Raw genomic sequence first — 25,481 nt, 5'->3', positions numbered from 1 at the left:
GTGCGACGGGGAGAGAGCGGCCTTTTTGTACACTGCGCACCGAAATTCGGCGGCGGCGCACGGGCGTATCGTCAGCCGGCGCTTTCGGCCAGCGGTCGGAACGTGGACGCTTCCCAAAGGAATGCGCGGGCCGTGCCGCCCTCCGGCAGCGCGGTTTCAAGCGACGCTTGCTCCGATAACGCCGCGGTTCCGTCCGAGAATACCGTGTCGGCCAGACGTCCGGAGGCGTCGTAGAGGGCAAGGATGAACACATAGGCAACCGGCGCGCCGCCGTTGCGCAGCGTCGCGTCGGCCCTCACGCGGCCGGGCGCCGGAGACGACAGTGCAAGCGACGCCGTGAGCACGGGCGGCAGAACCGTCACACGGGCCTTCGCCTTGACGTCCGTCCCCTCAATGGCTCCTTCCACCACAAAAACGCCGGGTGTATTGAGCAGGGAGGCGTCATAGGAACTCCATGTGACAGCGGCTGTCCCCTCCGATTTGTCGCTGTATCTCACCCGTACCGTCTCGGGGAGCGCGGGCGCGGCGCCGATGGATGTCAAGATGTCCTCCTCGGCGATGGCGGCGATGACATTTTCTGAAAAGGGAATGAGTTCGCCGTTCAGCCGGAAGTTCTCAAATACCGCCGCAGTGGACGCCGACCCGCTGCCGTTGGCCGCGTAGAAACCGACGCCGAGCGACTGGGCACCATTCACCAAATTGTTCACCCGGGCTGTGGTCGCCGTCCACGATTCCCCGTCGGCACTGTAATAGCCGGTGATGGCAGTGCCCAATTTTTCCAATTTTAGATAGATTTTCGCCGTAGCGACATCCGCGTAGCGGGTCTCCGTCGTCGTCGTCGTGGTGGTTATCCCCGTGTCGCTGGCATTTGTGTTCATGACGGACATGACGCAGTTATAGGGCGTGGCGCTGGAATGATAGCGCCGCAGTACCGACACGAAATTGCCGTCTCCCAAATAGACGGTGAGCCCGGCCGTTTGATAGTTGACGGTGGGCTGGAAGGTGAGCTCCGCCGTGATGGTGAAGTTGCTGTCCGCCGTGTTTGCGATGTCAACCAGGTGGATGTTGTTCACTGTGCCCGCATTGTTCCTCATCTGATAAAGATCGCCGCTCTCAGTTGCTACCTCAAGGCGCGTGGGCGACTGGACGGCGGCGCTGGCGTTCCCGCGCAGCACGCGCCAGGGCGCCTTCAGTACATAGCCCGGATCCACCGTGACATACGCCGTGGCAAGCGCGCCCGTCGGACCCATCAGCGAGACCCTGGTGTACCCCACTTTTTTGCCCGTCACAACGCCGACAGGAGAAACTTCCGCCACCTCCGGATCTTCGGCCACCCAGACGAATTTCGTGATGTCCGGGATACCGTCCGAGGTATCCACCACTACATCAAAGCGGGCCGTCTTGCCGACCTCGACGGCGACGGCGGACGGACTGACGGTGACGCTTCTTGGCAGCTTTGGCGCCTGTTTCGTGAGTTTAACCGCCGCGCCGCCGTGGAGCAGCATGGGCAGCGCGATGGTATCGCCTTTGGACACCCGCCGGTAGTCGATGCTGATGTCCGTCCGCGTGGCGCCGTCTGTGTAGAGGGAGGCGTAATAGGATGTCCCCTCCTCAAGGAAGTCCAAGTCGACCGTGAACGTCCGCGCCGCGTCGGTGATGGCGCCGATGTACCAGTTTTCCCCGCTCCTTCTCGCAAAGGTCGCATATTCCTCCGGGTAACCGCCCAAGAAGAGGGATTCATCCCAAACCGCCGGAATGTTCCGGAAGAAATCGTAGGTCGCGGCCGCGCGGTACACATCGGGCTTGTCGGCAAAACAGGGAATGCCGTTTTCAAACACCACCGTCAGTGCGGTGCTGTAGCCGTATGTCCTGTTGTCGCCCCTATTGAACAGCGTGGAATACGCCGGGGTGTAGTCCATCTCGCCGGGGACGTTGCGGGTGAAAGGCAGGATGATATCCTGCGCCACGGTCGTATCGCTCCACTTCTTCTGCTCCTCGCCATAGACGCCCTCGCGCGAGAGGAGGTGCGGATAGGTGCGGTTCTCGCCCGTCGGCGTCACCGCGCCGTGGAGATTGAGCAGCAGACCCCACTTCGCCGTTTCCTCACGGATTCGGTCTATCTGGGCCAGAACGCTCTGCGCCTCACTGTTGAAGAAATCCACTTTGGTGCCCTTGATGCCCAGTTCGGCCCACTCCTGGATGCGGCTTATCTTATCGCCCTGCATATCCCGGTAGTGCGCCCAGACCAGCAGACCGACGCCCCTCTCGCGGCCGTATTCGATGAGATCCGGAATCCACGGAAGCACACCATAGTAGTTGGAGCCGCCGACCGTTCCCTCGTTGTTGCCGAGCTGCCATCCCTCATCCAGCAGGATGTACTTCCAGCCCATCTCCGAAGCCAGGTCGACGTATTGTTTGTAAACGTCGAAATCGCGGCAGGAGTCGTTGTTGTACCAAGTCCACGCGGTGACGCCCGGCTCAATCCAACCGACGTCCATGGCCGTCTCGGGCGCGAGGCACTGCACGAGGTTGCTCTCCGCCACATTTTTGAGAGATCCAATGGCGACGGCGCGCCATGGGGTTTCGAAGGGCAGCGCCACATTCACAGCCGTGGAACCCTGCTGGCTGACAAATGTGGTGTTCAGCAGCCCCAGCCCTCCGGCTGTCAGCTGTGTCCCCACATACCGCGCGTCCAAATCGGACTGGAGGAGCAGCGCGAAGGTATCGTCACGGACATTGGCCAAAAACGGCATGATGTACGACCCCGTGAGCGCCGCAGCCGGCTTTTTCACATAGAGCGTCTCGTGGGCGGCCTGGTACGGCATGGCCCATGTGGTGGCGCCCGCCGGCAGTTTGAAAGAAGTCCTCTCGGCGGAGGCCACGGCCGTCCCGCTCCCGTCCAGCAGGTACTTAAATCCGACGCCGTCGTCATAAGCGCGGACACGGACGCCAAAGGGCTTTCCGTTTTTGGTGAAACGGAACGTAGTTTGGTTGTAGTTGTCACGGACTGTGGAACTCTTGCCGGAGACCATATGAAACACTGCGTCCACATAGGTCTCCTCCTTGCCGGCATAGACGAGGCCGTCGGTATAGCTCTCATCCCCCGTCACAAAGCCAAGGCCAGACGCCTCAATGACTTCGGCGCCGTCGCGCATCACGGAATATTGCAGCGCGCCGTAACCGTTGAGCGTCAGACGGAAGGCAATGCGGTCATCCGGGGACGCCACTGTCTCCGAGACAACCGCCGCCTCCATGGGATCCGCTTCGGCGTAAAATTCAACTTCGGCGACGTTTCCGTAGCCGTACTCCGGCGAGATATAACGGTAGTACAGATAGGGTTTGGCGGCGTTGACATAGAACTGCGTCCACCCGGCGCTGGCCGGCGCCGCATTGAACTCATACAGTTTGTCGAAAGAGACGCCGTCATCGGACCCCTCGATGTACCCCTTGAAGATGCGGATGTTGTACGCCTCCCTGGGAAAAATCCGGACGGCTTTCAGCGCCCTCGGTTTTTCCAAGCGGATGCCGGTGTACCCGATGTTGTACTTGTTATCAAAATATGTGCTCGTGTTGCCGTCGAACGCCGCGCTGGCCGCGTTTTCGGCGGCGGACGAATCTCCGTAGCCGCCGAACGTCTCGGCGGCGGGCAATTTGACCAGGCTCTCCAGACTGAAGGCGGGCGCGTCTGTGGGCGCCAATGTCCATTTTTGCCGCGCACCCTGTTCGGACGCACCGTTCTCTGTGATGGGCGGAGCCAGCAAAAGTGCGCCGTCGGCGGCGGTGAGCACAGCGCCGTCATGTTCAAACTGGAAGGCGCCCAGCTCGGTCACAGGCCCGAATCGTGTATACGCCTCTGCGGTATAGGGGATCTTGCTGACGACCCCGAACCGCTGCGCGGCGTCGGCGGATTCCACCGCCAAAACAATGCCCGTCTCCGGTGAAATATGGATAAATTTCCCATTTCCGGCGTTTTGAAAGACCAGCCCTTCTCCGGCGTCCCGTACGGCCCATTGCCGCGCGGGACTGGTGGGCGACGCTTCGAGGAGCACGACGCCGTCGCCCGCCGCATTGGCCGCCAACACCTGCCCCGACTGCTTGCTGGCGATCTGATAGGTCTTTTGCGGATCCAGGATGAACAACAGATAGGAACCGCGCACCGTCTTCGCCTGATCTGTGACGACTGCCGTGACATATCCTGTCTCTCGCGCTGTCAACCGGCCGGTTGCGCTGTCGATGGAGGCCTTGTCCGTCGCCGTGTAACCGTCTTCCTGATACACGCCCCAAACCGGGGTAAACGCGCCCTCCGGGGAAAAGGTCACTGTCAAATCGCAGGACTGCCCCACCGTCAGAAACGCCGGAGCTTCGATTTGCACGGTTGTTTTGTTCTCTTCGACATCGGCTTCATAGAACTCGATCTCGGCGGCATTGGTATAGCCGTAGGGCGGCGAATAATAGCGATAGAAGCGGTAGGCCGTCGTATTGTTGATGCGCACGGTGGTCCACGCCGTGGAAAAGGGCGTGGCGTTGAACTGATAGAGATCCACATACCCGGACTCCTTGCTATTTGAGCCCTGGATGACGCCTCTGAAGGCGCGTATGTTGTAAGTGCTTCTGGGATAAAACCGAGCCGCCGTAATCACGGTCGGCTCCGCCAGCTCGATCCCGGCATAACCGGTGGCGCTGCCGCCGTCGAAATAGGTGGATATATCGCCGTCAAAGGCCTTGTCGAAAGTGGCGGTGGCGCTGTATGGGGACGTGCCAAATGTCCCCACGACTTTGGCTGTTTTGCGCAGACCTTCCAAGCCGACAGCCGGCACGCCGGACTCCACAAAGGTGTATTTCTGCGCCTGCCGCCGCTCATAGTAAGTATCTTCCGCTCCGATGTCCGCCAGGCCCAGGGAACTGCCGCCGCTGAACACTCTGTTCGCATACTGCAAGCTGGTAAAGCGGAAGGCGCCGAGTTCCACAAGCGGCAGGCCGTCGTTATAGGACGTGTAATTTGATACCGTATAATTCACTTTGCCGGACGCAGAAAAGAGCTGGTTGTCCGTATCGGCGCCCTCGGCCAGGGAGAGCCCACTGCGGCTGGTCGCATGGATGAACCTGTCGTTCGCTACATTTTGGAATCTCATGTAGCCCTCGGGGCTGAGATGGACTCTCCACTGCTGAGAGGCGGTGTCCTGGCGGGCCGACAACGTGACGGCCGTGCCGTCCGCGTTGGCCGTCAGCGCGTTGGCTGTCTGCTTACTGACGATGTTATAAGTTTTGGCGGTGTCCAGAATAAACATCAGGTAAGCGCTACGGATGGACTTTCCCGGATCGGAGGCGACGACTGTTATGTACCCGCCGGCCTGGGCCGTCAACTGGCCCGTTTTGTCGATGACAGCTTTGTCGGAAGGCGTCAATCCATCCTCCTGGCAGACGTTCCACGTCAATTCGTCCGCGTTCGCCGGCGTCACAGTGGCAGTAAACTGGTATTGTTTGCCCACTTCAAGAAACTCAAAGGATGGGTTATCCACCCTAATGGCGGTGATAGACGCCGCAAAAGTCCCCATCGCAAAGCAAGAAAAAAGTACCATCGTGGCGAGAAGCGCACTGAACATTCTTTTTCTAAGCAGGTGCATATGAGAAATTCTCCTTTTCTTTTGTAAATTCCATTTGATTCAAAAACTTCTATGCTGCTTTCTAAAGCACATCGTTTATAACCTTCCCATATCACCTCTTTCACACAAGTCGGCGCCCTCGCCGCAACATCCCTTGACACATATACGACACAAACAAAGAAGGGCCCCCGACGCAGTGTAGTGCATTTCATCCAAAAATAGTGATAAAAATACTGAAATATTTGCCAATAAATTGATTATAGCACAATCACTGCAAAAATTCAAGTGCTTTTCTGTCGACAGCCAGCTGTCAATTTTTATGGTTGAAGCGCATGTTTCTACGGCGGGCGCAACATCCGTTGACGAATTACGTGCAAAAATAGAATACTTTTCCATTTTGGTGCATTCCGTCACGCCAAAAATTGGCCGGAATGTATAAAATATTTTCTTTCATCTGCTCACTTTAGTGGAAAATTATAACATATCAAAAGTGAGGTATTTCGTCTTTTGTACGCCAAAAAGTGTTTTTATGAGTGGCCGACTACGGCGTGGAGGCAACCGATGTAAAAGATAAGCGGTTCTTAAACGCCGACAAACGAGCGTCTCCTATCGTACAAAAGCAGCCGTCACGGAATGTGACAGCTGCTTTTGTAAGCTGCGCGCTTGGATGTACAAATACAGGCGGTTACGGTTTTTATTAACCCTTAATATCAGCCGCCTCACATATCGGCACACATACATCCAGGTAATCACCAAGCGGCATTCTCCAGATAAAAGCGCTGGCTTCATAATCTACAGGTAGATCTAATGTCACATCTTCTTTTCTGACCGTATCAGCGTCAACCAAGACTTCCATGGCCTCGGTACTGACCAGCCGCCCCGCGGTGTTGTACACGGCGATGATACATTGCGTCTTAACATCGTCCTCGGCGTAGTTGTAGATAGTAAAGTGTGCCGTAGCCTTGCCGTCGGCTTTGGTCAACGAAACCCCCGCCGTAAGGCCGGTCAACAAATCCATATCCATAGCTGCTAGGAGTGCCTCTCTTGCGTCTTCCACCTGCGTTTGTGTGGCGCTCGCATCGACGGATACCGCTTTGGCCATATCTAGCGCCGCGACAAAGGCCGTCCACTGCTCAGCGGGATGTATGGCCTCGTCTGGAAGCATAGCCTCAGCCAGTGCTGTCATCGCGTCAAGGCCGGATGTGTCAACGGCGCTGCCCGTATTCCTATAAACCCCGAGATTGTCAACGTACATGGTACCATAAGCGTCTCCGCTGGAACGCGTGCAGACAAACCGGATCCGGCCAAATGACCAGTTGGTAACTCCGGTATTGATGTTCGACGCGCTGGCGACAGCCCCGGTAAACTTATTTGTAACCACGACGTTTGCAAGGCCCGTGCTCCTGGTAAGGTAGATTTCAACCTGATACCAAGTGGTATTGCTTGTGGTCAGGGTTGGCCAATCCGTACCGGAGCCAATGTTCGTCCCCGAACTTGTCGAGGTGTTCCCTGTATAGACATACAGTCGTGAATTGTTTTGGGCGGCAAGCGTGATGAGCCGCGTATTGGCTCCATCGGTACCCCGCAAAATCTGTACTTCGGTTCTGTTTCCGTTGGTGCTGCTCAAAAGACCCGGATACCAGTCAAACTTTATCAGGAGCTCGTTTTCCGTCGTCGCCGGGGTAAAAACTTTATTTGAGCCCCTATAGCCTGTATTCCCTCCTGAACCGGACCATTTCCATTTGTATGTTTCGTTTCCGCCGACTGGTTCGTTGGTTGTCGTAATCGCAAACCCGCCTATGGTCGTGTTAGAACCGTTGGCAGAATCACTGTTGTTCGCCGTGAATGACCAGATGTTATTGTTCTCAAAATCCGAGAACCAGAGCGTCGAGTAATTCGTAATGACAAGGTCTATGGTGTAAACTTGCTGATCTCCGAAATCATTTCTGACCGTTATCACAGCCTTCAGGTTGGCCCTGGTCGGCTGCTGGATGGTGATATCGGTGATACCGGCCGCAGGCGTTACGGTGACGGTGGGCACGCTCCGCACTTCGACGTTAAAAGCACGGTTCGTTTTGGTAAAGCCCGGCAGCGCGGTTCCGCTGAGCGAAATGCCGTTAAGGAAATCAAAGTCGCGGGCCCAATTGATGGTGTAGGCGTCTTCATCCGATCCAATCGCCAGGTTTATAACCGTCCGCCTCGTGGTACCCTGGGCCGGGGTGATGATATAATCCACACCGTCATACGTCTCCACAGTCACAGTGGGGAACTGAGCGTTCGCCCCGATGGAGTAGGAGTATTCCCTGATTTTCTCATTGAAGCCGGCCATTGGCACTCCGTCGATGTAGACGGCTTTCAGCATCGGCGGGACGTCGGCGGGGATAATAATGTCTTTGGATTTATCCATGGCGTCGTCGCCGGCGAACAGCGGGGTGAGTGTGTATGTATACTCAAGCAGTCTCGCATTATTCTTATTGATGATGGCATCCGGCGGCTCGGAGCTCCAATTCAGGTTGCCCACGCCCTTTTGGTGGGTAAGCAGGCGAAGCACGGGGTCATCTGACCAAGCGGCCTGGTAGGTATGAAGGCTCTTTGAAAAGTAAGAACTCAGCGCTTTCGGCTCATAGTGCAAGGCAACCGCTTCAAAAGGCGAGCCGGTATAATCCACGCCGTACGTCATGCTCGCCAGCAGACCGGGACCGGTTTCTCCGTCACGAAGGGAGATCCAGCGGACATCGGTCTTATTGCTGTTTTCCTGAATCCGCACGTAGGGGACGTACTGATCGGTGACCGTACCCTTATAAACGCCGATATTTTGGCCGGACTTGCGATCCCAGTATGTTTCGATGGGCCCGCGGCCATACCACGCCACGTTCTCGAAAGCGGAGTTCACTTTCATCCACATGCCAAATTCACCAAGCTGCTGCGGGGATGAAAGGGACGGCGTCAGTTTGGACGATACCACGACGGTGCCGTTGCCGTAAACGTCGTATTTTGTCTCAAAAAAGCTACCGTTCTTAAGCTGCGCGTAAAAGCTGACCTTTGTGACGCGGGCATCGTCGTCGTTGACGTCCACATTCATAACGCTCATGTCCTCGCCCTGATCGGCCCAGTCCGTATAGGTCTCCTTGCGACTCGTATCATAGCCGTTGCCGCCTATCGAACTGTTCTGATCAGTTTCCGGACGGTAAAATGAGCCGACGGGCGCTTTTGTGATAAGGTCTTTGCTGTCGACGTTATACGTGGACATGAGGCCGGTAGTGCGATCAAAGGCGACCGTGAAGGGCTTGCCTTTGGTCGTGCCCGTAATACGGATCACATCGCCAGTTTCGTCGATACTGAGCGGATTCATGCTCCTGATTTCCGCATACTTGTCGTTGCCCCGTATTCCCTCAGGAAGCGTGAACTGCTCGCTGCCCTGGACGTACCCGGCGGCGGCGTATGGCGTGTCTTTCTTCAGCTTGTACTCAATGAGGAGGAGATATTCCGCGCCCGGCTTCCTGACAAAGTCAGAGTACGGCACGGCAACGGTCTTTGTGGTGCCGTTGAAGTTCCTTCTGGCGCTATCGGACGCCTGCGAGCTGTTTTCTGGATATGTCGGCGTGTAAGGGACATTGGCGGTGAGGCTGTTTCTGTTGGCCGCGAGAGCCACAACGGTGGGATCAAAGGCTGCGGATTCGAGAACCTCACCGTCCTCAAGGATAGACCAAACAATGTCGAAGTCGTTGGCGTTGTGGAACGCGTAGCCGTTGAGTATCATAACCTGCTTGGCGTCCTTCATCGCCGCGGTCTGGGCAAACTTGAGACCCTGCTGCTGCTTTTTAATCTCGGACACCATGGGCTTATGCGAGCGATCCGGTAAGTTTATGCCGTCCGCGCAGAAGCTGCCGTTTGTACTCACGGTACCGCTATTTTGCTTCCACGTTCCGTCGAAGCCAAAAAAGAACTTGTCCGCGTTCTCCGGATCGTTGATGTCGGGGCGTGTACGGTCCGGCAGAGCCGCCGCCGGCTTGATTGTGTAGACGGAATGATCGTTGTACTCCCAAATGTACCCGCCCTGTACGCGCAGATTGCTCTCAAAGTGGTTGGTGTACTTGTCAAAAGCGCCGCCGGTGTTGCCGAGCGCGTGGAGGTACTCCATCATGATATAGGGCTTGGTGGCGGTGGACTCGTTGTTGGTATAACCGGGGTACATGGTGCCGACTATGTCGACGCGGGCGTTATCGTTCCACCCCTGATAGTGGATGATTTTCTTGGGGTCAAGGGCCTCCTGCGTAACGCCGAGCCTGGTGCCGCCTTTAATGATGTCCATCATAGCCTCAAAGTTGGTGCCGGTGCCGGCCTCATTGCCCAGGGAATATATGACGACGCTGGCGTTGTTGCGGTCGCGCATGACCATGTCTGTCATGCGGGCCCTAAAGGAGTTTGTATACCGCGAATCTCCGCCCGCGAAGTTTCCCGAATAACCGGTACCGCCGGTAACGGTTATACCGGTACGGCCGTCATGGGTTTCAACGGCGACTTCGTCCATGATATATATACCGTATTCGTCGCACAACTCGATGAGGTGCGGGCAGGGGGGCATATGGCTGGTGCGGAAAGAGTTCAGGTTCATCTCTTTCGCCGACCTCACGTCCTTGACAACATCTTCATAGGGTATATAACGACCGCCCCTGGCGTGGTTCTGGCCGCGGTTGGCGCCCCAAAGCATGACGTTTTGGCCGTTGATCGCCATGTACGACGTGGAATTGGACGTACCCGCGTTGTACATATAGAAATTGCGGAATCCAACACGCTTAGAAACCGCTTCAATCGTCGCGCCGTCGACGTCCTTTAACTCCATGACCAACGTATACAGATAGGGGACTTCGGCCGACCACATCTTCGGGTTTGCTATATTGGCCTCGAACGGAACCTTTGCTCTTGCACCTGCGGGCAGGGACGATATCGTCCGGCTGAGGTTGGACGCGTTGCTTACGGGGTTGCCCTCGGCATCATAAAGAGTCGCTACGACTCCGTAACCGAGAGCTGCGGCTTCGGATGTGTTCTCGACGTCCACTGTCAACTTGAAAGTGGCGCTGGTGTAATCTGTGTTGCTGACAAAGTCAGTGTCCACGCGGTAGTCGAATATGGATACCTTGGGCTGTTTGGTGATGTACACGTCGCGGTAAATACCGGAATAGTTGATGACATCCGCATTCTCAAGATAACTGCCGGTAGTCCAGCGGTAGACCTGCGCCGCAACCAGGTTCTCCCCCGCTTTAACGAATTCTGTTATATCGAACTCACAGGAGGTAAAGCTGTCCTCACCGTACCCCACAGGGCTGCCGTTGACGTAGAGGTAGAAGCCGGATTCAACGCCCAGGAAAGTCATGATAAAGCGGGTGTTTCCAATGTCTGCCCCGTCAATATTCACCGTGCGCATATAGGTGCCCACAGGGTTAAAGGCGCTGTTCGCGGCGCTGATTGAACTTTGGCCAGTCGCAAAGCTGGCAGAGCCAAAACCTCCGGCTGTAACGCCATCGCCGCCAACCATCCACGCATACCTTTGGTTTCGGTAGATGGGCCAGTCCATGGTGTTTGTGCTGTCACTGTACCAGCCGGCATACTGCATATTGGTCTGCCAGCTCGAGGGTACATTCATGTCGATGGTGAAATCGGAGGGTATGCTTGTCACGCCGTTCACAGCAGGCTTAGCCGAAGGAGTTCTTGCGTAATGGAACTTCCATACACCGTTTAGCATGATGATGCTTGAGTCGGGCGAAAGCTGCGACAGCCTCAGCGTTGGGTTTGCTTTGGCGCTTGCCGCATCCTTAAACGGGACGATGACCGAGCGGGAGGGCACTTGGTTTACTTTTACGTCCTGCGGGGTGGTCCACTCGTTAAAGTGAAGGGCGGTTTTTGCCGGCGTCCCAGGCAGGATATCGATGCCCCCCGCAACATTGAAAAGCGTGACGGTGTTGGTTCCCGGCGTAAAAGTATATTCCGGGTTGCTGGCTATCGTGACGACAATGTCTCCGGCTGTCACATCGTACACCGCAAGCATCCAGGTTTTGTTGTCGGCCGAAGCCGAAAGGGCGCCTTTGGTGACCGCGGCGGAGGGGGTGATTTGTATGGCGTCAGTCGTCAAGCCGTATACCGCGATATCAAAGGCCATGATGATGGCGGATGTGGTGTCGGATGGGCTTCCGTTTTGCGTAACATTGTATGTGGCGGTCTCAAGAGGTTTTTTATAAAGCATGATATGATTGGCTTCCGCCGTGACGGGGGTAAAAGTATAGTCAAGGTTGTCGGTTATGGAAACGGTAACAGCCGTAGTCGCGGTAACATTGCTAACCGGGACTTTCCAGACTGTATTGCCGGCCGATCCGACCGGAGCGCCGGGCGTGCCGGCGGTAGATGGGGTCAACTTGACGGCGTCGGCAGTCATGCCATTTACCGGCGCGCTGAACGTGATTTCGATCTCGGAAGTCGTGAGACCCGCTCTCCCATTTTGCGCAACACTGTATGTGACAGGCACGGCTGCGCGCCTATAGAATGTGGTGGCATTGGCGTCGGCGCCGCTGGGCGCAAAATTAAAGCCCGGAATGTTATGTAACGTGATGGTAACCGGACCGGGGACGACATTGCTTAAGGCCACTGACCAATTCTTACCGCTGCCTGTCAGAATCCCCAAATCAGCCGCGCCGGGCGGGTTCAGCTCGATGGCGTCGGCAGTCAAACCGGTTACATCTTTATCAAAAGTAAAATCAATTTTGGTGGACATGGCCGTACCGGCGGCGCCGTCCGCCTGCGCGCTGTACTTGACCTCCGCTGCGGCGGGGATTTTCAGCGTGATCGTAAGCGACGGGGCGAGTTTCGCTCTGTCGGCGCCGTCTGTACCGGCGGCGATCATGCCCAGAGAAGCGGAGGCGGCGCCCTCTTTGCTGAGCAAGAGTATCTCCTGGCATCTGGCGCTTTTCGTGCTTATGCCAAGGCTCAGTTCTTTTGACGCATCGGTCATATCCATGGCCTTGACGGTATTGGAAATGTCCGTCTTTATCTGCCTGCCGTCTATTGTCGCGCTGTTGGCAGGGGTACCGCTGGCCTGTAAACTGGTTGTATCGCCGGCGGTCCTTGCGGGGTTAAACGCCTGCGATTCCTCAATAACGACACCGGGGGTCAAGGTCTCAGTCCCCGTCAAATAGGTGCGAGGATAGAAAACGGCCTCGCCGCCTGAGGTGTCTGTCATTTCGTTCCATGACAAACCGCTTTCGGTCCAGTCGTTTGTGACGGCCCTTACGCGCAGCCTTTCATCATCGCCGTTTCGGTCGGCGTATCTTCTTCCGAAAAGGGTCAAACCAAGCTCGGCCTCGACTTCCACCGCCGTCGATATGTCGGCCCACTGCTCGTCGGTAAACGCAAATTTTAACAGCGTCGATTTTCCATCTATCGGATCCCCGAGCTGCAGTTCACCGAACGGGCCATAAGCGGCGTCGTTCAAAGCGACGCCGGTGCCGTTTGGCCTTTGCACCCTCATATAAATCGCACTGCCGTAGTTTGTGCCTCTGTTGGCGGCGCTCCACCCCTCAACATGGGCGTCGTCTGAAAGCTCCACTGTGAAGGTTTTTTCTTCCAGAACCACCGGCTCCCCCAATGTGAGCCTAAGGGTTGGGGCCATGTCGGCTGTGGCATTATTGAGAGCCGCGGTGCCCTCTTTACTGACGAAAAACGTCTGCTGACAACCGTCGTCGTCCGCGCTCACGGCAAGGCTCAAGGTGTTTTCGCCTTTCGGCATCGCTTTGACAATCGCGGTTATGTCAGTGGTAACTCTTGTGCCGGAAACCGCGGCGGCGGCGTTCAAATTGTTATGGCCGTTGTAATTGGGATTTTGCGCGTATCCGCCGGACTGAGGATTAAACGACGGTGAAGAACGCGCGAGAAGTCCCGTGCCGTCCTCTTTAGGAGCTCCCAGCGCTCCGGTCGCCGCGGCATAAAGGCCGCCCGCCGCGTTCCTTGCGTAGCTTCCTGAAATCATGCTCCCGGTGGCGGCCGTGGCGGCAGAGCTGGCCGCGCCGCTGCCTTCTGTCCAGTTATCTCCAACACGCCGTACAATCAGATTTTGACTGGTACTGCGAGCGGCATTTCTTCTGCCCATGTGGGTCAAGACAAGTTCGGCCTTTTTCACCCGGGCCAGCTGAGAGTCAGTCAACCCGGTAAACTTGAGATATGTCGTATTGGCGTCTCCGGGTTGCGATAATTCGCCGAACCGTCCATACAGGTTGTCATTCGAGGAGTCGGCGGCGTCGGCGTTGGGCCTGCAGACTTTTAATATCCACATGCCGCCATAGTTGTTGGCGTCTTGGGTGCTCCACATCTGCGTATGGGCGTCTTCGCTGACAGTTATGCTAACGATATCCGAGTCGTCGGCCCGCACCTCCGGCATGGCAATGCTCGGGAACATTGTCAGGAGCAGCATGAGCGCGACGACTGAACTGAAAAACTTACGAGCTTTCATACGATCCCTTCCTCTTCTCTTTTTTCTGTGCTGAGAACTCTTTGCCCAGCGATCAGCATCTTGAGACAACACAAAAGGCCCGGCCACGGTTCACTGTGTCCGCGGCGGGCAGGAACCTCGGGACAAGACCGTCTGCACAAACGGCCCCACCGGCCGCCGCCTCTGCACACGAAGGCGACCGCTCCGTTTCCGGGCACTTAGATGCTGACGCCCCTATTATATTACATGCATTTCGCAAAGTCAATGGCAGAGCGAAATCTTTTTTGTGCATTTTGCCAATAGTTTGCCGCGCCATTCTTTTCTGCGGTACAAACAAGGCTAACGCAAATCGCCCACCGAAAAAGAATGAAATTTTCTTTCGGCGGGTTTTCCGTCCTCTCACATATACTTTGAGAGAATATGTCGAGCAACAAACCTCACCCCCATCACAGAAATTGCTGTAATAAGGGCGAGGTTTCATTTTTATTTTCCGTTCAAATATAAACCTCTACCGTAATATCCTCTCACTGATACTTCCGCAGGTATTCGCCCCACGCCTTGCGGAATGCCAACGCCGCTTGGCAGTCAATGGTGAACTCGTCATAGAGTCTACTTCTCCCTCGTGTGTATCGCCGCCTGCGCCGCAGCGATAGTCTGGAGGAGTTGAAAAACGTTGATTTTATGCGGGTTTGCGGGATTGGGTTCTCGTTCAAAATTGACTTTGCGGCGGCACTGGCTTTTCGGCGGGCGAGGGGCGAATATTTGCGGGAGTATCAGTATGAGCCGTTGGAGGTGGAGGTTTGGGTTTGAGAATATTCCCAAAATCCGACTCTCTCTTGTCACAGAAATGAATACCTACGTTCCAATACTCGGCAACGGTAGTTTTAGGCGTTCCTCCACCAATGAGGTCTGCAACTTCGCCCAATTTATATCTCACACTTCGCGACCTCCGCCGTATTCACTTTGGACAGAAGAAAGCGAGTGTTCAGGGATATGCTTGTAGAGCGTATTTTCGCTCTCAACTAAAATGTCATAGGTGTGTCCTGCACCTTTAAGCCCAAAAGCATCTGCGGCCTCGCCATTCCAAAAATCTACGACAAATACTTTGCCCGTATGCTCCTTGCCGTCAAATTTAAAATAAACTTTGCTGTCAACCGAGAACATATTACGCATCCTCGCCACCTCCCGCTTTCAGCCTTTTCTGAATGTCTTTCAGGGTATTAAGGTAGGCTCTTTCCAATATAAACCGCCGCCAAAGTTCTTCAAGAACTCATCGTTCATCACAAAGCCTTTTTGCAGATACTCGTGGAGAACAGAAGTCGCCCATTGCCTGAACCATGTGGCTTGCGACGATTTTATGCGGTATCCTACGGCAAGAATCATGTCAAGGGCGTAATGTTTGACATTGTGTTCTTGCGATTTTCCTTTCATTGCGCCGTGCGGAGTGGTTATTGCAAATTCTGCAACAACCACTTTTTCGTCAAGTTCGCCTTCGCGCAAAATGTTGTTGACGTGTCGATTGATAACCGATTTGTCACGACCGAACAATGCGGCAAGCTGCTCTTGCGAGAGCCATAGCGTTTCTCCGTCAAGACGGCAGTCTACCTTGACCTTGCCGTCCGCGGATTGGTAGATGATAATTTCAGCTTTTTCAGATTTCATTCTTCGCCACCGCCTTCAATTGGAAGAGAGGAAAATAGATGCTCAGGCAAAGGCTTATAAAGCATGTTTTCGCTTTCCACAACAATATCGTAGGTGTATCCGGAGCCTTCCCGAAAAATTCCGCAACCTCGCTGCCCCTGAAATCAACGACAAAAACCGTTCCGCTATACATCTTGCCGTCTAATTCGGTGATGTGTTTTTTGATTAATATTTGATGTGCGTCTTTATGAATCGGGCGTTTTTCTCCCATAATATAAGCAGAGAGGGGAACAAGAAGAAACGCTCAACCCGTCGAAAGAGAAATGATGCTCTTTTTCGGTGGGTCAGTTATTCATATGCAAAACACAGCGTAGAGCGGGACGGATTTGATGCCGTTTTCAAAGCCGAAATTCTTTGCTGAAATGCGAATGGAGTAAGCGGGTCTGTACTTCGTCACGAACATATTCAGACTTCTTGACTTGGTGCGCGTGCCTGTCTTGACCTCAACCGCGGTGATGTCGTCGCCTTTTTGCAGCACAAAATCAAGCTCCGCCGTCCCTTCGTTCGTCCAATAATATAATCCGTAGTGGTTGTTTTGGAGCGCCTGAGCCACATAGCTCTCAGTGACCGCGCCGAGAAAGGTGTTCTCGATTTCGCCCGCCGACAGCACCGCTTGCTGAGAAATGCCGCTTTTCATGGTGAGCAGACCGATATCACTCATGTACAATTTGAAGCTTGCAAGGTCACTGTAAACGGCAATCGGCATTATGCCCTGCTTGATACGTTGACATTTCAGCACAACGCCCGCAAAGTCCAGCCACTCGATTGCCTCGCCGAAAATGGTCGCCGTGCCGCCCCTCTGCGCCAGCTTGTACTGAAACTTTTTGTTCTCTTTGGCAAGCTGAACCGGGATGGAGTTGTACGCCGCACGGATTTTTACGCTCTGCGTATTGGTCGCGTACTTCGCCATATCCGCAATGTAATCGTTGATAATTTTATTCTGCACATCCGGCACGGTTAGCAGACTGCCCGTTTCCACAAACTCCAAAACCGCCCGCGGCATTCCGCCTGTAATGAGGTATTGCCGATAGTAATCCAGCGATTTTTCGTGAAGCGCGGCGGGCAGCGCTTCGTTGTCAGCAAAGGCGCGTTTGATTTCGGCGCACAGCATTTCCTCGCCAAGCGCCCACAGATACTCCTCAAAATCAAGCGGAAACAGGGTCACGGAATCCACATTTCCGACGGGGAAGGAATATTTCTCACGGTTAATCGCCACGCCCAGCAGACTGCCCGCGCCGATGATGTGATACTCCTTCGTTTGCTCGTTGAAGTATTTCAGGGAGGTCAATGCTCGTGAGCAGGACTGAATCTCATCAAAAATGATGAGTGTTTCGCCGGGAATAATCCGCTCACGCGATTCCGTTTCCAGAAACCGCAGAATCCGCTCTGGCTCAATGTTGTCGGAAAAATAGCTGGCGACCGTTTGATTGGTTTCCAAGTTAAAATAGGCGACATTCTTATAATACCGCTCGCCGAACTCTCGGATGATGTGGGTTTTGCCAACCTGTCTTGCGCCGTATACCAGCAGCGGCATCCGGCCTGACGGCTTTCTTTTCCATCGGAGCAAATTTTCAGTAATTTTTCGTTTCATATTCGCCGCGCCTCCTTCTATGTATTGAGTATATTATAACCGGAAGCGAGAGGCAAGTCAATAAAAATCAAAAATATTTTATAATAACTGATTTATATTTTTAAGAATAGCTATTTGCAATCCAATAATTTTGTTCGGTACATTTGCGGTTTTATCTTTATATCGCTAAAATTATATCATCAAATATTTCACCGCTACCCAAGTTGGGCAGAAGTCGTGGAGCATCGATATTGTGGCTGAAAATACAGGCGAAAGCCGTAATCAGGTGCAGTACCGCGTCCGCCGCACAAAATTAGACGCGGAATTGGAATCCGCCAAAAAGGAGCTTGAGGAAAAATCAAAGCCCATTACAATCCCGCCGGAGGAAAAGCTGCGCTGGAAAGAAATAGAGCGCACCCTGAACCGAGCGATTGACCTGTCCGGCGATAAGATGGATGAAGCTGTCGTGGAAAAATTCGTTCGCCGAATCACGCCGCTGGGCAACAACCGCTATGCCTTTCACATGAACCTCGACAACGGGATTTCAGAAAACCTCACTGCTTGTGTCGAGGGCAGAAAAAACCACGCTTCTGTCGTTTTAGGCGAAAGCGAAGGGGACACCGAAGTGTCCCCCTACATACATTATTTCAGAGCGTTACAAATGCCGCAAAGTGCTGTAAAATCAGGCTTTTCCGGCGATTTATCATTTTACATCCAGACTGTGTATCGCCGCCTGCGCCGCTGCGAGACGGGCGATGGGCACGCGGAAGGGAGAGCAGGAAACATAGTCCAACCCGGCCTCGTGACAGAATTCGACGGAGGAAGGGTCGCCGCCGTGTTCGCCGCAGATGCCGAGCTTGATGGTCGGACGGGCTTCGCGTCCGAGCTTCACCGCCAGTTTGACGAGCTTGCCGATACCCTCCTGGTCCAGACGCGCAAACGGGTCGGACTCCAGGATCTTTTTGTCGAAGTACGCACCTAGGATCTTACCCACGTCGTCTCGGCTGAAACCAAAGCCCATCTGCGTGAGATCGTTCGTGCCGAAGCTGAAGAACTGGGCCTCCTTGGCAATCTCGTCGGCCACCACACAGGCGCGGGGGATCTCGATCATCGTGCCCACCAGGTAGTCGAGCGCAATGCCGGACTCACGGATGATCCGGTCGGCCACCTCGACGACGATACCACGCACAAAGCTGAACTCTTTGACGATGCCCACCAGCGGGATCATGATCTCGGGTACGATGTTCAGCCCGAGACGCTTCTTTACGTTGATCGCGGCCTCAATGACCGCGCGGGTCTGCATCTCGGCGATTTCGGGATAGGTGATCGCGAGACGGCAGCCGCGATGCCCCAGCATCGGGTTGAGTTCGTGCAAATCGCCGACGATCTGGCGGAGCTTGCCCTCGTCAACTCCCATCTCCTTCGCCAACGCGGCGATGTCCTCGTCGGCCGTAGGCAGGAATTCGTGCAGCGGCGGGTCAAGGAAGCGGATCGTGACGGGCCGTTCACCCATCGCCTCGAAGATGCCCTCAAAGTCGCCCCGCTGCATCGGAAGCAGTTTGTCAAGAGCCGCCTTGCGCTGCTCGACCGTCTCGGAGACGATCATCTCGCGGATGGCCTTGATGCGGTCGCCCTCAAAGAACATATGCTCAGTACGGCAGAGGCCGATGCCCTCGGCGCCGAATCGGACGGCCTGCTCGGCGTCACGCGGGGTGTCGGCGTTCGTACGGACTTTGAGCCGGCGCTTTTCGTCGGCCCAGGCCATGAAACGGCCGAAGTCACCGGTGAGCGCGGCCTCGACCGTGGAGATCTGACCGATGTACACATTGCCAGTGGACCCGTCGATGGAGATCCAATCCCCCTCGCGCACAGTCTGGCCGCCGACATGGAAGCACTTGTTTGCCTCGTCCATCTTGATAGCGCCACAACCCGCCACGCAGCAGGTGCCCATGCCGCGGGCCACGACGGCGGCGTGGGACGTCATGCCGCCGCGCACAGTCAGGATGCCTTGGGCGGCGTTCATGCCCTCGATGTCCTCGGGCGACGTCTCCAGGCGGACGAGTACGACTTTACCGTTCTTCGCGGCCTTTGTCGCGTCCTCGGCGGTAAAATACGCGGCGCCGGCGGCGGCGCCCGGCGAAGCAGGCAAACCCTGGGCCACAGGTTTCGCGGCTTTCAGCGCGGCGGTGTCAAACTGCGGGTGCAGCAACGAATCGAGCTGCCGCGGCTCCACCTTCAAAACCGCCTCCTCGGTGGAAATCATGCCTTCATCGACGAGGTCGACGGCGATTTTGAGCGCGGCGGCGGCGGTGCGCTTGCCGTTGCGGGTCTGGAGCATGTAGAGTTTTTCGTTTTCGATCGTAAACTCCATGTCCTGCATATCGCGGTAGTGCCGCTCCAACTTCTCGGCATACTCCGCAAACTGCTTGTACACCGCAGGCATCACCTGGGCAAGCTGATCGATCGTCTGCGGCGTGCGGATCCCGGCCACCACGTCCTCGCCCTGGGCGTTCATCAAGAACTCGCCGTAAAGCTTCTTCTCGCCGGTGGCGGGGTTGCGCGTAAAGGCGACGCCGGTGCCGGAAGTATTGCCCATGTTGCCAAACACCATGCTCTGCACGTTGACGGCGGTGCCCCAGGAGGAGGGAATGTCGTTCATACGGCGGTAGTAGATGGCGCGGGGGTTGTTCCAGCTGCGGAAGACGGCCTTGACGGCGCCCAGCAGCTGTTCCTTCGCCACCTGGGGGAAATCCTGGCCCAACTTGGCCTTGTACTCGGCCTTGAACTGACCCGCGAGCTCTTTGAGGTCCTCGGCCGTAAGCTCGGTGTCGAGCTCAACGCCGCGCGCCTCCTTCATCTTGTCGATGAGCTCTTCGAAGTATTTTTTCCCGACTTCCATGACCACGTCGCTGTACATCTGGATGAAACGGCGATAGCTGTCGTAAGCAAAACGAGGGTTGTTTGTCTTTTGAGCAAACGCTTCCACCACCTCGTCGTTCAGCCCCAGATTGAGAATGGTGTCCATCATGCCGGGCATCGAGGCCCGCGAACCGGACCGGACCGACACGAGCAGCGGATTTTCCAGATCGCCGAACTTCTTACCGGTGATCTCTTCAAGTTTCTTCAGGTATTCGTCGATCTGCGTCTGGATCTCGCCGGCGATGATCTCGCCGTCCTCATAGTAGCGGGTACAGGCCTCCGTGGTCACGGTGAAGCCCTGCGGCACAGGCATACCCAGCACTGTCATCTCGGCCAAGTTGGCGCCTTTACCCCCCAGCAGTTCCCGCATTTGGCTGTTGCCCTCGGAGAAGAGATACACATACTTCAACGCCCTGTTTCCTCCTTAAAAATTATTAAGAGCGCCGGCGCACTCAAACAGACTCATAAAACGCGCCCTCAACCTCGCTCAGCTTTGCATCTGCTTGCGGCGGGAGAGGTTGATCGTGCCGTCTTGCATGTCGTTGACCCACTCAAGGCTCTTGCCGGTGCCGTAAGCCACGCAGGAAACGGCCTCATCGGCCACATGGGTGGCGATGCCCGTCTTCGATTCGACGAGCTTGTCGAACCCCCAGACCAAGCTGCCGCCGCCGGTCATCACAATGCCGTTCGTCGAGATATCGGCCACGAGCTCCGGCGGTGTGCGCTCCAGCACGCTGTGGATACCCTCGACAATGCGGGTGGAGACTTCCTCGAACGCCTCGATCATTTCGCTCGACGAGACGGAAAAGACGCGCGGTAGCCCCGTCATCAGGCAGCGGCCTTTGACCTCCACCTCCACCTCGTCGGGGCGCGGATAAACACAGCCGATGCTCATCTTGAGATCCTCGGCGCTGCGCTCACCGATCAGCACGTTGTGCTTGCGGCGGATATATTTTACAATGGCCTCGTCAAACTGGTCGCCCGCAATCTTGATCGAAGTCGACTCGACGATGCCGGACAGAGAGATCACCGCGATGTCCGTCGTACCGCCGCCGATGTCGACCACCATGTTGCCGCAGGGCTTTGTGATGTCGATCCCGGCGCCGATCGCCGCAGCCACCGGCTCTTCGATCAGATAGACCCGGCGCGCGCCGGCCTGCAGGCCCGCGTCGATGACGGCCCGCTCTTCGACCTCCGTGATCCCGCTGGGGACGCAAATCACGATGCGCGGCCGGAAAATACTAAACCCCATCACCTTTTTCAAAAATTCCTTGATCATGCGCTCGGTCATGTCGTAATCCGAAATGACGCCCTCGCGCAGCGGACGCATGGCCACAATGTGACCCGGCGTGCGCCCCAGCATTTTTTGCGCGTCTGTGCCCACCTTGAGCAGTTTGCCGGTGTTTTTGTCCAACGCCACCACGGACGGTTCGCGCAGCACAATCCCCTTGCCCTTGATGAAGACAAGGATGGACGCCGTGCCCAGGTCCAGTCCCACATCCCGATTGAAAAGCGACATATCTTGTCCATCTACCGCTGCCGTCGCGGTCCTCCGCCCACAGGCAAACACACCCGACAGGCAAGCCCCACCCGGCCCCCCGCCCGCGCGAGGGTCTTAAGATGAGACCGCCCGCCTCCGCAGGCAGGCCCGATGAGCGCCAAACAACTGCCCGAGCGGCGGAATTTCAGGCAGTGCACCATATTTTTCCTCTTCACACGGCAAAACCCCCGATACATCCGCGCCGGGCGGCGCCGGGTCGTCATGTGAACCCGTCAGTATTATATCTGACTGGCATCTTTTTTTCAAGTGATTTTCATTTCATTTCCCGGCTCCTTTCTCTCCAAATGTAAATTCATCCAAAAAAACAGGGAGCACTTGCGCGCCGGCGTCAAATGTGAGACACTAATAGCAACGCGGTCCAAAAAGACGAACCGCATGCGCAAGGGGGTGTGCTTTCGTGAAAAGAATCGCTTCTCTCTGTCTGCTCGCCTGCGTCCTGGCCCTGTCGGCCGGCTGCAAGGACACGTTCAACTTTGTGTACCGGTCGGTGTCCGTCCCGCCGGAGCCGCCTCCTACCCAGGAGGAACTCTCCTTCGAGCGGGCCGACAACGCCTCCGACCTCAAGCAGCGCATCATCGACTTCATCCGGGAGGGCCGCGAGTTGGGCGAGATCCGGCTGTACAACTACCAAGGCAACATCAACCGCGACGTCTCCCGCGTCTGCCAGCAGATCATGCGCGAGGAACCCATCGGCGCATATCTCGTCGACTATATGTCCCCCAAGTACACGGCGCTCGCGGGGTACACGGCGCTGCGACTCACCATCACCTACCGGCCCGGCCGCAGCCAGAAGGACATTCGCAAGGTAAACAACGTGCGTGAGCTCACGGATGAGATCGACGCCGCGCTCCAGTCGTTTCAGTCCGATCTGACGGTGGAGGTGGGCTATCTGCCGTCCGACACCGACCTGACGGCGTTGACGCAGGACCTCTACTACCGCGAGCCGGCCCGGGCGGTAGGGCTGACCGGCGTGTCGGTCACCCTGTATCCGCCGGACGTCGACTTCAAGGCCGGCAACGGTTTTGCCCGGATCGCCGAATTTGCCCTCACCTACCCGGCCGGCCCGGACGAGATGCGCGCGCGCGCCGACGCAGCCGAGGCGGCGCTGCAGGCCCTGCGCGCCGGTCTGCCGGAGGATCTGACGCCGCCCTACGCGGCGCTGTGGCTGTATGACGCGCTCTGCGCGGTCGTCTCCTACGACGAGGAGGGGGCGCAGGCCCTCTCAAACGGCGAGCAGGCGGAGGACGACCTCTACAGCGCCCTGGTGGAGGGCCACGCCGTGACAGGCGGCTACGCCCTCGCGTACCGGCGGCTCTGCGACCTGTCCGACATCCAGTGCCGCATCATTCGCGGCTGGCGCGACAATACGGAGTTCATCTGGAACGTCATCCAACTGGACGGCGACTGGTACCACGTGGCGGCGGCCAGCGACGCCGCGCTGGGGACGCACGACTGGTTTTTGAAGACAGACGAAGAGATGCGCATGCAGGCCCGCTGGAACACCGACGGCACCCCGCACTGTGAATCCACGCAGTACACCTACGACATGTTGATCCAATCTCCGGAGGAAGAGCTTCCCGTTGCCAGATGAGTTTCTCCGTGGTATAATCCCCCCTGGGAGGTGTCTGCATTGCCTATTAAAATTTCCGATTCTCTGCCGGCACGCGCCATTTTGGAGGGCGAAAACATCTTCGTCATGACTGAAAACCGCGCGCGTCACCAAGATATCCGCCCGCTCAAGCTGCTTATCCTCAACCTGATGCCCACCAAAGTGGTCACCGAGACACAGATTCTGCGCTGCCTGTCCAACACGCCGCTGCAGATCGAGGTGGAACTGCTCAAAACGTCATCTCACCAGTCGAAGAACACTTCGGAGGAACATCTGCTCTCATTTTACACCACTTTTGACTCTGTCGCCGGCCGCCGTTTCGACGGTATGATCATCACAGGCGCGCCCGTCGAACTGCTCCCTTTCGAGTCGGTCGACTACTGGTCGGAACTGTGCCGGATCATGGCGTGGTCCAAACAAAACGTCTACTCCACCTTTCACATCTGCTGGGGGGCGCAGGCCGCGCTGTACTACCACTATGGGATCCCCAAATACACGTTGCCGCAAAAGATGTTCGGCGTGTTTGAACACAGGGTGCTGGAGAACCGCCGTCCGCTGATGCGCGGATTTGACGACGTCTTCCGCGCCCCTCATTCGCGCCACACGGAGGTGCGCCGGGCGGATGTGGCGGCCACGCCGGAGCTGCAGATCCTGGCCGACTCGGAGCAAGCCGGCGTCTACCTGGCCATCAGCCGCGACGGACGCCGTATCTTTGTGACTGGGCATGCCGAATACGACGCGGACACACTGGCCCGGGAATACTTCCGAGACATGGAGCGTTCCCTGCCCGTCGAACCGCCGGTCAACTACTTCCCCGACAACGACCCGGCCCACACCCCGCGCAAAACCTGGCGTTCCCACGCGTACCTTCTGTTTAGCAACTGGCTGAACTATTATGTCTATCAGTCCACGCCGTATGATCTGACCACGCTGGCGGCGGATCCTCCGCCGCCAGCGTAACCGCTGTTTGTCACTGGTAGCGATCTTTCGGTTTCGAAGGGAGGCCTGCGCATGTCGCAATTTGGTTTTGGTTCCGGGCCCGAGACAGCCCGACGGCGGGAGCGAATGGGGCGTTTGGCCCGGCGGGCGGCGGTGCCGGCGGTGCTGTTGATCGCGTTGTTTGTTCTGGGCGCCGGCAGTTTTTATACGCTGAACGCCGGCGAGGATGCGGTCGTCACTCGCTTTGGGAGCTACCTCACCACGGTTCAAAATCCGGGTCTTCACTTCAAATGGCCCTTTGTGGATCAGATCTACGCCGTCAATGTGGAGGGCATCCGCCGGCAGGAATTCGGTTTTCGCAGCAACGAACCCACTCACCTCAACACATCGCCGATGGTTTCCGAAGAGTTCATCGAGAGCGAATCACTCATGCTGACCGGCGACGAAAACCTGGTGAATGCGGACTGGGCGATCCTGTATAAGGTCAACCATAGCTACAATTTTCTTTTCAAGGTACAGCGGCCGGAGGCCACGCTGAGTGTGATCGCGGAGTCGGCCTACCGCCGCGTCGTGGCCTCGCATGTGCTGGACGACGTGCTGACCGACCGAAAGGACGAGATCCAGCGCGAGGTCATGGCCGACCTGCAGGCGATTTGCGACAAGTACGAGATGGGGATTCTCATCACCGGCGTGCAACTCCAAGACGCCATGCCGCCGGACCCGGTGCGGGAGGCGTTTTTGGACGTCTCCTCCGCGAAAGAGGAGCAGCAATCCAAGATCAACGAGGCCCTGAAGTACGAGAACGAACGTCTGCCCATCGCAAACGGCGAGGCGGTCAAACTGGTCAACGACGCCGAGGCTTACAAGCAGCGGCGCATCAACGAGGCCGAGGGCGCCGTGTCACGCTACAAGGCCATCGAGGCGGAATACGCCGCCTACCCGGACATCATGCGCACGCGTCTCTATCAGGAGATGATCCGCGAGGTGCTGCCCCGCGTGAAGAATGTCTACTTTGTCGACGAATCCGGCGAGACGGTCAAATTCCTCTCCATCGGCCCGTCCTCTGTCCTGCCCCAGCAGCCTTAGACGGTTCAGATTGTGCT

11 protein-coding genes are annotated in these 25,481 nt (G+C 56.5%); 3 read left to right on the top strand and 8 right to left on the bottom strand.

The genetic code is table 11. From position 1 onward, the window contains the following. Window positions 1–71: 71 nt before the first annotated feature. The 8 genes from LBK75_03195 to mreB form a co-directional block, all read right to left on the bottom strand. Window positions 72–5,624, bottom strand: a complete 5,553-nt coding sequence (locus tag LBK75_03195; GenBank protein ID MDR1157300.1) for a glycoside hydrolase family 97 catalytic domain-containing protein — start codon at window positions 5,622–5,624, stop codon at window positions 72–74. Window positions 5,625–6,300: 676 nt separating this feature from the next. Continuing rightward, complete coding sequence (locus LBK75_03190) at window positions 6,301–14,100, bottom strand: DUF4981 domain-containing protein (protein ID MDR1157299.1); 7,800 nt, start codon at window positions 14,098–14,100, stop codon at window positions 6,301–6,303. Window positions 14,101–14,788: 688 nt separating this feature from the next. Beyond that, window positions 14,789–15,016 (bottom strand): hypothetical protein, encoded by a 228-nt coding sequence (locus LBK75_03185; protein MDR1157298.1) that lies wholly within the window; start codon window positions 15,014–15,016, stop codon window positions 14,789–14,791. Beyond that, window positions 15,013–15,252 (bottom strand): hypothetical protein, encoded by a 240-nt coding sequence (locus tag LBK75_03180; GenBank protein ID MDR1157297.1) that lies wholly within the window; start codon window positions 15,250–15,252, stop codon window positions 15,013–15,015. The genes LBK75_03185 and LBK75_03180 overlap by 4 nt, the downstream gene beginning before the upstream one ends. A gap of 39 nt (window positions 15,253–15,291) precedes the next feature. Then, complete coding sequence (locus LBK75_03175; protein MDR1157296.1) at window positions 15,292–15,741, bottom strand: virulence RhuM family protein; 450 nt, start codon at window positions 15,739–15,741, stop codon at window positions 15,292–15,294. 331 nt (window positions 15,742–16,072) lie between these two features. Further along, window positions 16,073–17,371 (bottom strand): ATP-binding protein, encoded by a 1,299-nt coding sequence (locus LBK75_03170; GenBank protein MDR1157295.1) that lies wholly within the window; start codon window positions 17,369–17,371, stop codon window positions 16,073–16,075. 682 nt (window positions 17,372–18,053) lie between these two features. Then, window positions 18,054–20,669 (bottom strand): pyruvate, phosphate dikinase, encoded by a 2,616-nt coding sequence (gene ppdK / locus LBK75_03165; protein ID MDR1157294.1) that lies wholly within the window; start codon window positions 20,667–20,669, stop codon window positions 18,054–18,056. A gap of 87 nt (window positions 20,670–20,756) precedes the next feature. Continuing rightward, a complete protein-coding gene (gene mreB, locus LBK75_03160; GenBank protein ID MDR1157293.1) occupies window positions 20,757–21,788 on the bottom strand; it encodes a rod shape-determining protein MreB in 1,032 nt (343 codons plus the stop codon). A gap of 439 nt (window positions 21,789–22,227) precedes the next feature. On the opposite strand from mreB, the gene LBK75_03155 reads away from it, so the two are divergent. The 3 genes from LBK75_03155 to hflK are packed head-to-tail and all read left to right on the top strand — an operon-like array spanning window position 22,228 to window position 25,464. After that, window positions 22,228–23,421 carry a hypothetical protein gene (locus tag LBK75_03155; GenBank protein MDR1157292.1) on the top strand — a complete coding sequence of 398 codons (1,194 nt, stop codon included), beginning with the start codon at window positions 22,228–22,230 and terminating at the stop codon, window positions 23,419–23,421. Window positions 23,422–23,460: 39 nt separating this feature from the next. Then, complete coding sequence (gene metA, locus LBK75_03150) at window positions 23,461–24,399, top strand: homoserine O-succinyltransferase (GenBank protein MDR1157291.1); 939 nt, start codon at window positions 23,461–23,463, stop codon at window positions 24,397–24,399. Between the two features lie 51 nt (window positions 24,400–24,450). Further along, on the top strand, window positions 24,451–25,464 hold the full coding sequence (hflK, locus tag LBK75_03145) for an FtsH protease activity modulator HflK (GenBank protein MDR1157290.1): 1,014 nt from the start codon (window positions 24,451–24,453) through the stop codon (window positions 25,462–25,464). Window positions 25,465–25,481: the final 17 nt, after the last annotated feature.

The sequence above is a fragment of the Oscillospiraceae bacterium genome (genome assembly GCA_031265355.1).
In the GTDB taxonomy this organism is placed as follows: Bacteria; Bacillota; Clostridia; order Oscillospirales; family UBA929; genus JAIRTA01.
The sequence above is the reverse complement of the archived record's forward strand: the minus strand, read 5'-3'. Positions and strand labels throughout refer to the sequence as shown.

Bases quoted from the DNA above. Each gene is read 5' to 3' on its own strand.
- LBK75_03195 (MDR1157300.1), bottom strand. From the start codon at position 5,624: ATGCACCTGCTTAGAAAAAGAATGTTCAGTGCGCTTCTCGCCACGATG.
- LBK75_03190 (MDR1157299.1), bottom strand. From the start codon at position 14,100: ATGAAAGCTCGTAAGTTTTTCAGTTCAGTCGTCGCGCTCATGCTGCTC.
- LBK75_03180 (MDR1157297.1), bottom strand. From the start codon at position 15,252: ATGCGTAATATGTTCTCGGTTGACAGCAAAGTTTATTTTAAATTTGAC.
- LBK75_03175 (MDR1157296.1), bottom strand. From the start codon at position 15,741: ATGAAATCTGAAAAAGCTGAAATTATCATCTACCAATCCGCGGACGGC.
- LBK75_03170 (MDR1157295.1), bottom strand. From the start codon at position 17,371: ATGAAACGAAAAATTACTGAAAATTTGCTCCGATGGAAAAGAAAGCCG.
- mreB (MDR1157293.1), bottom strand. From the start codon at position 21,788: ATGTCGCTTTTCAATCGGGATGTGGGACTGGACCTGGGCACGGCGTCC.
- hflK (MDR1157290.1), top strand. From the start codon at position 24,451: ATGTCGCAATTTGGTTTTGGTTCCGGGCCCGAGACAGCCCGACGGCGG.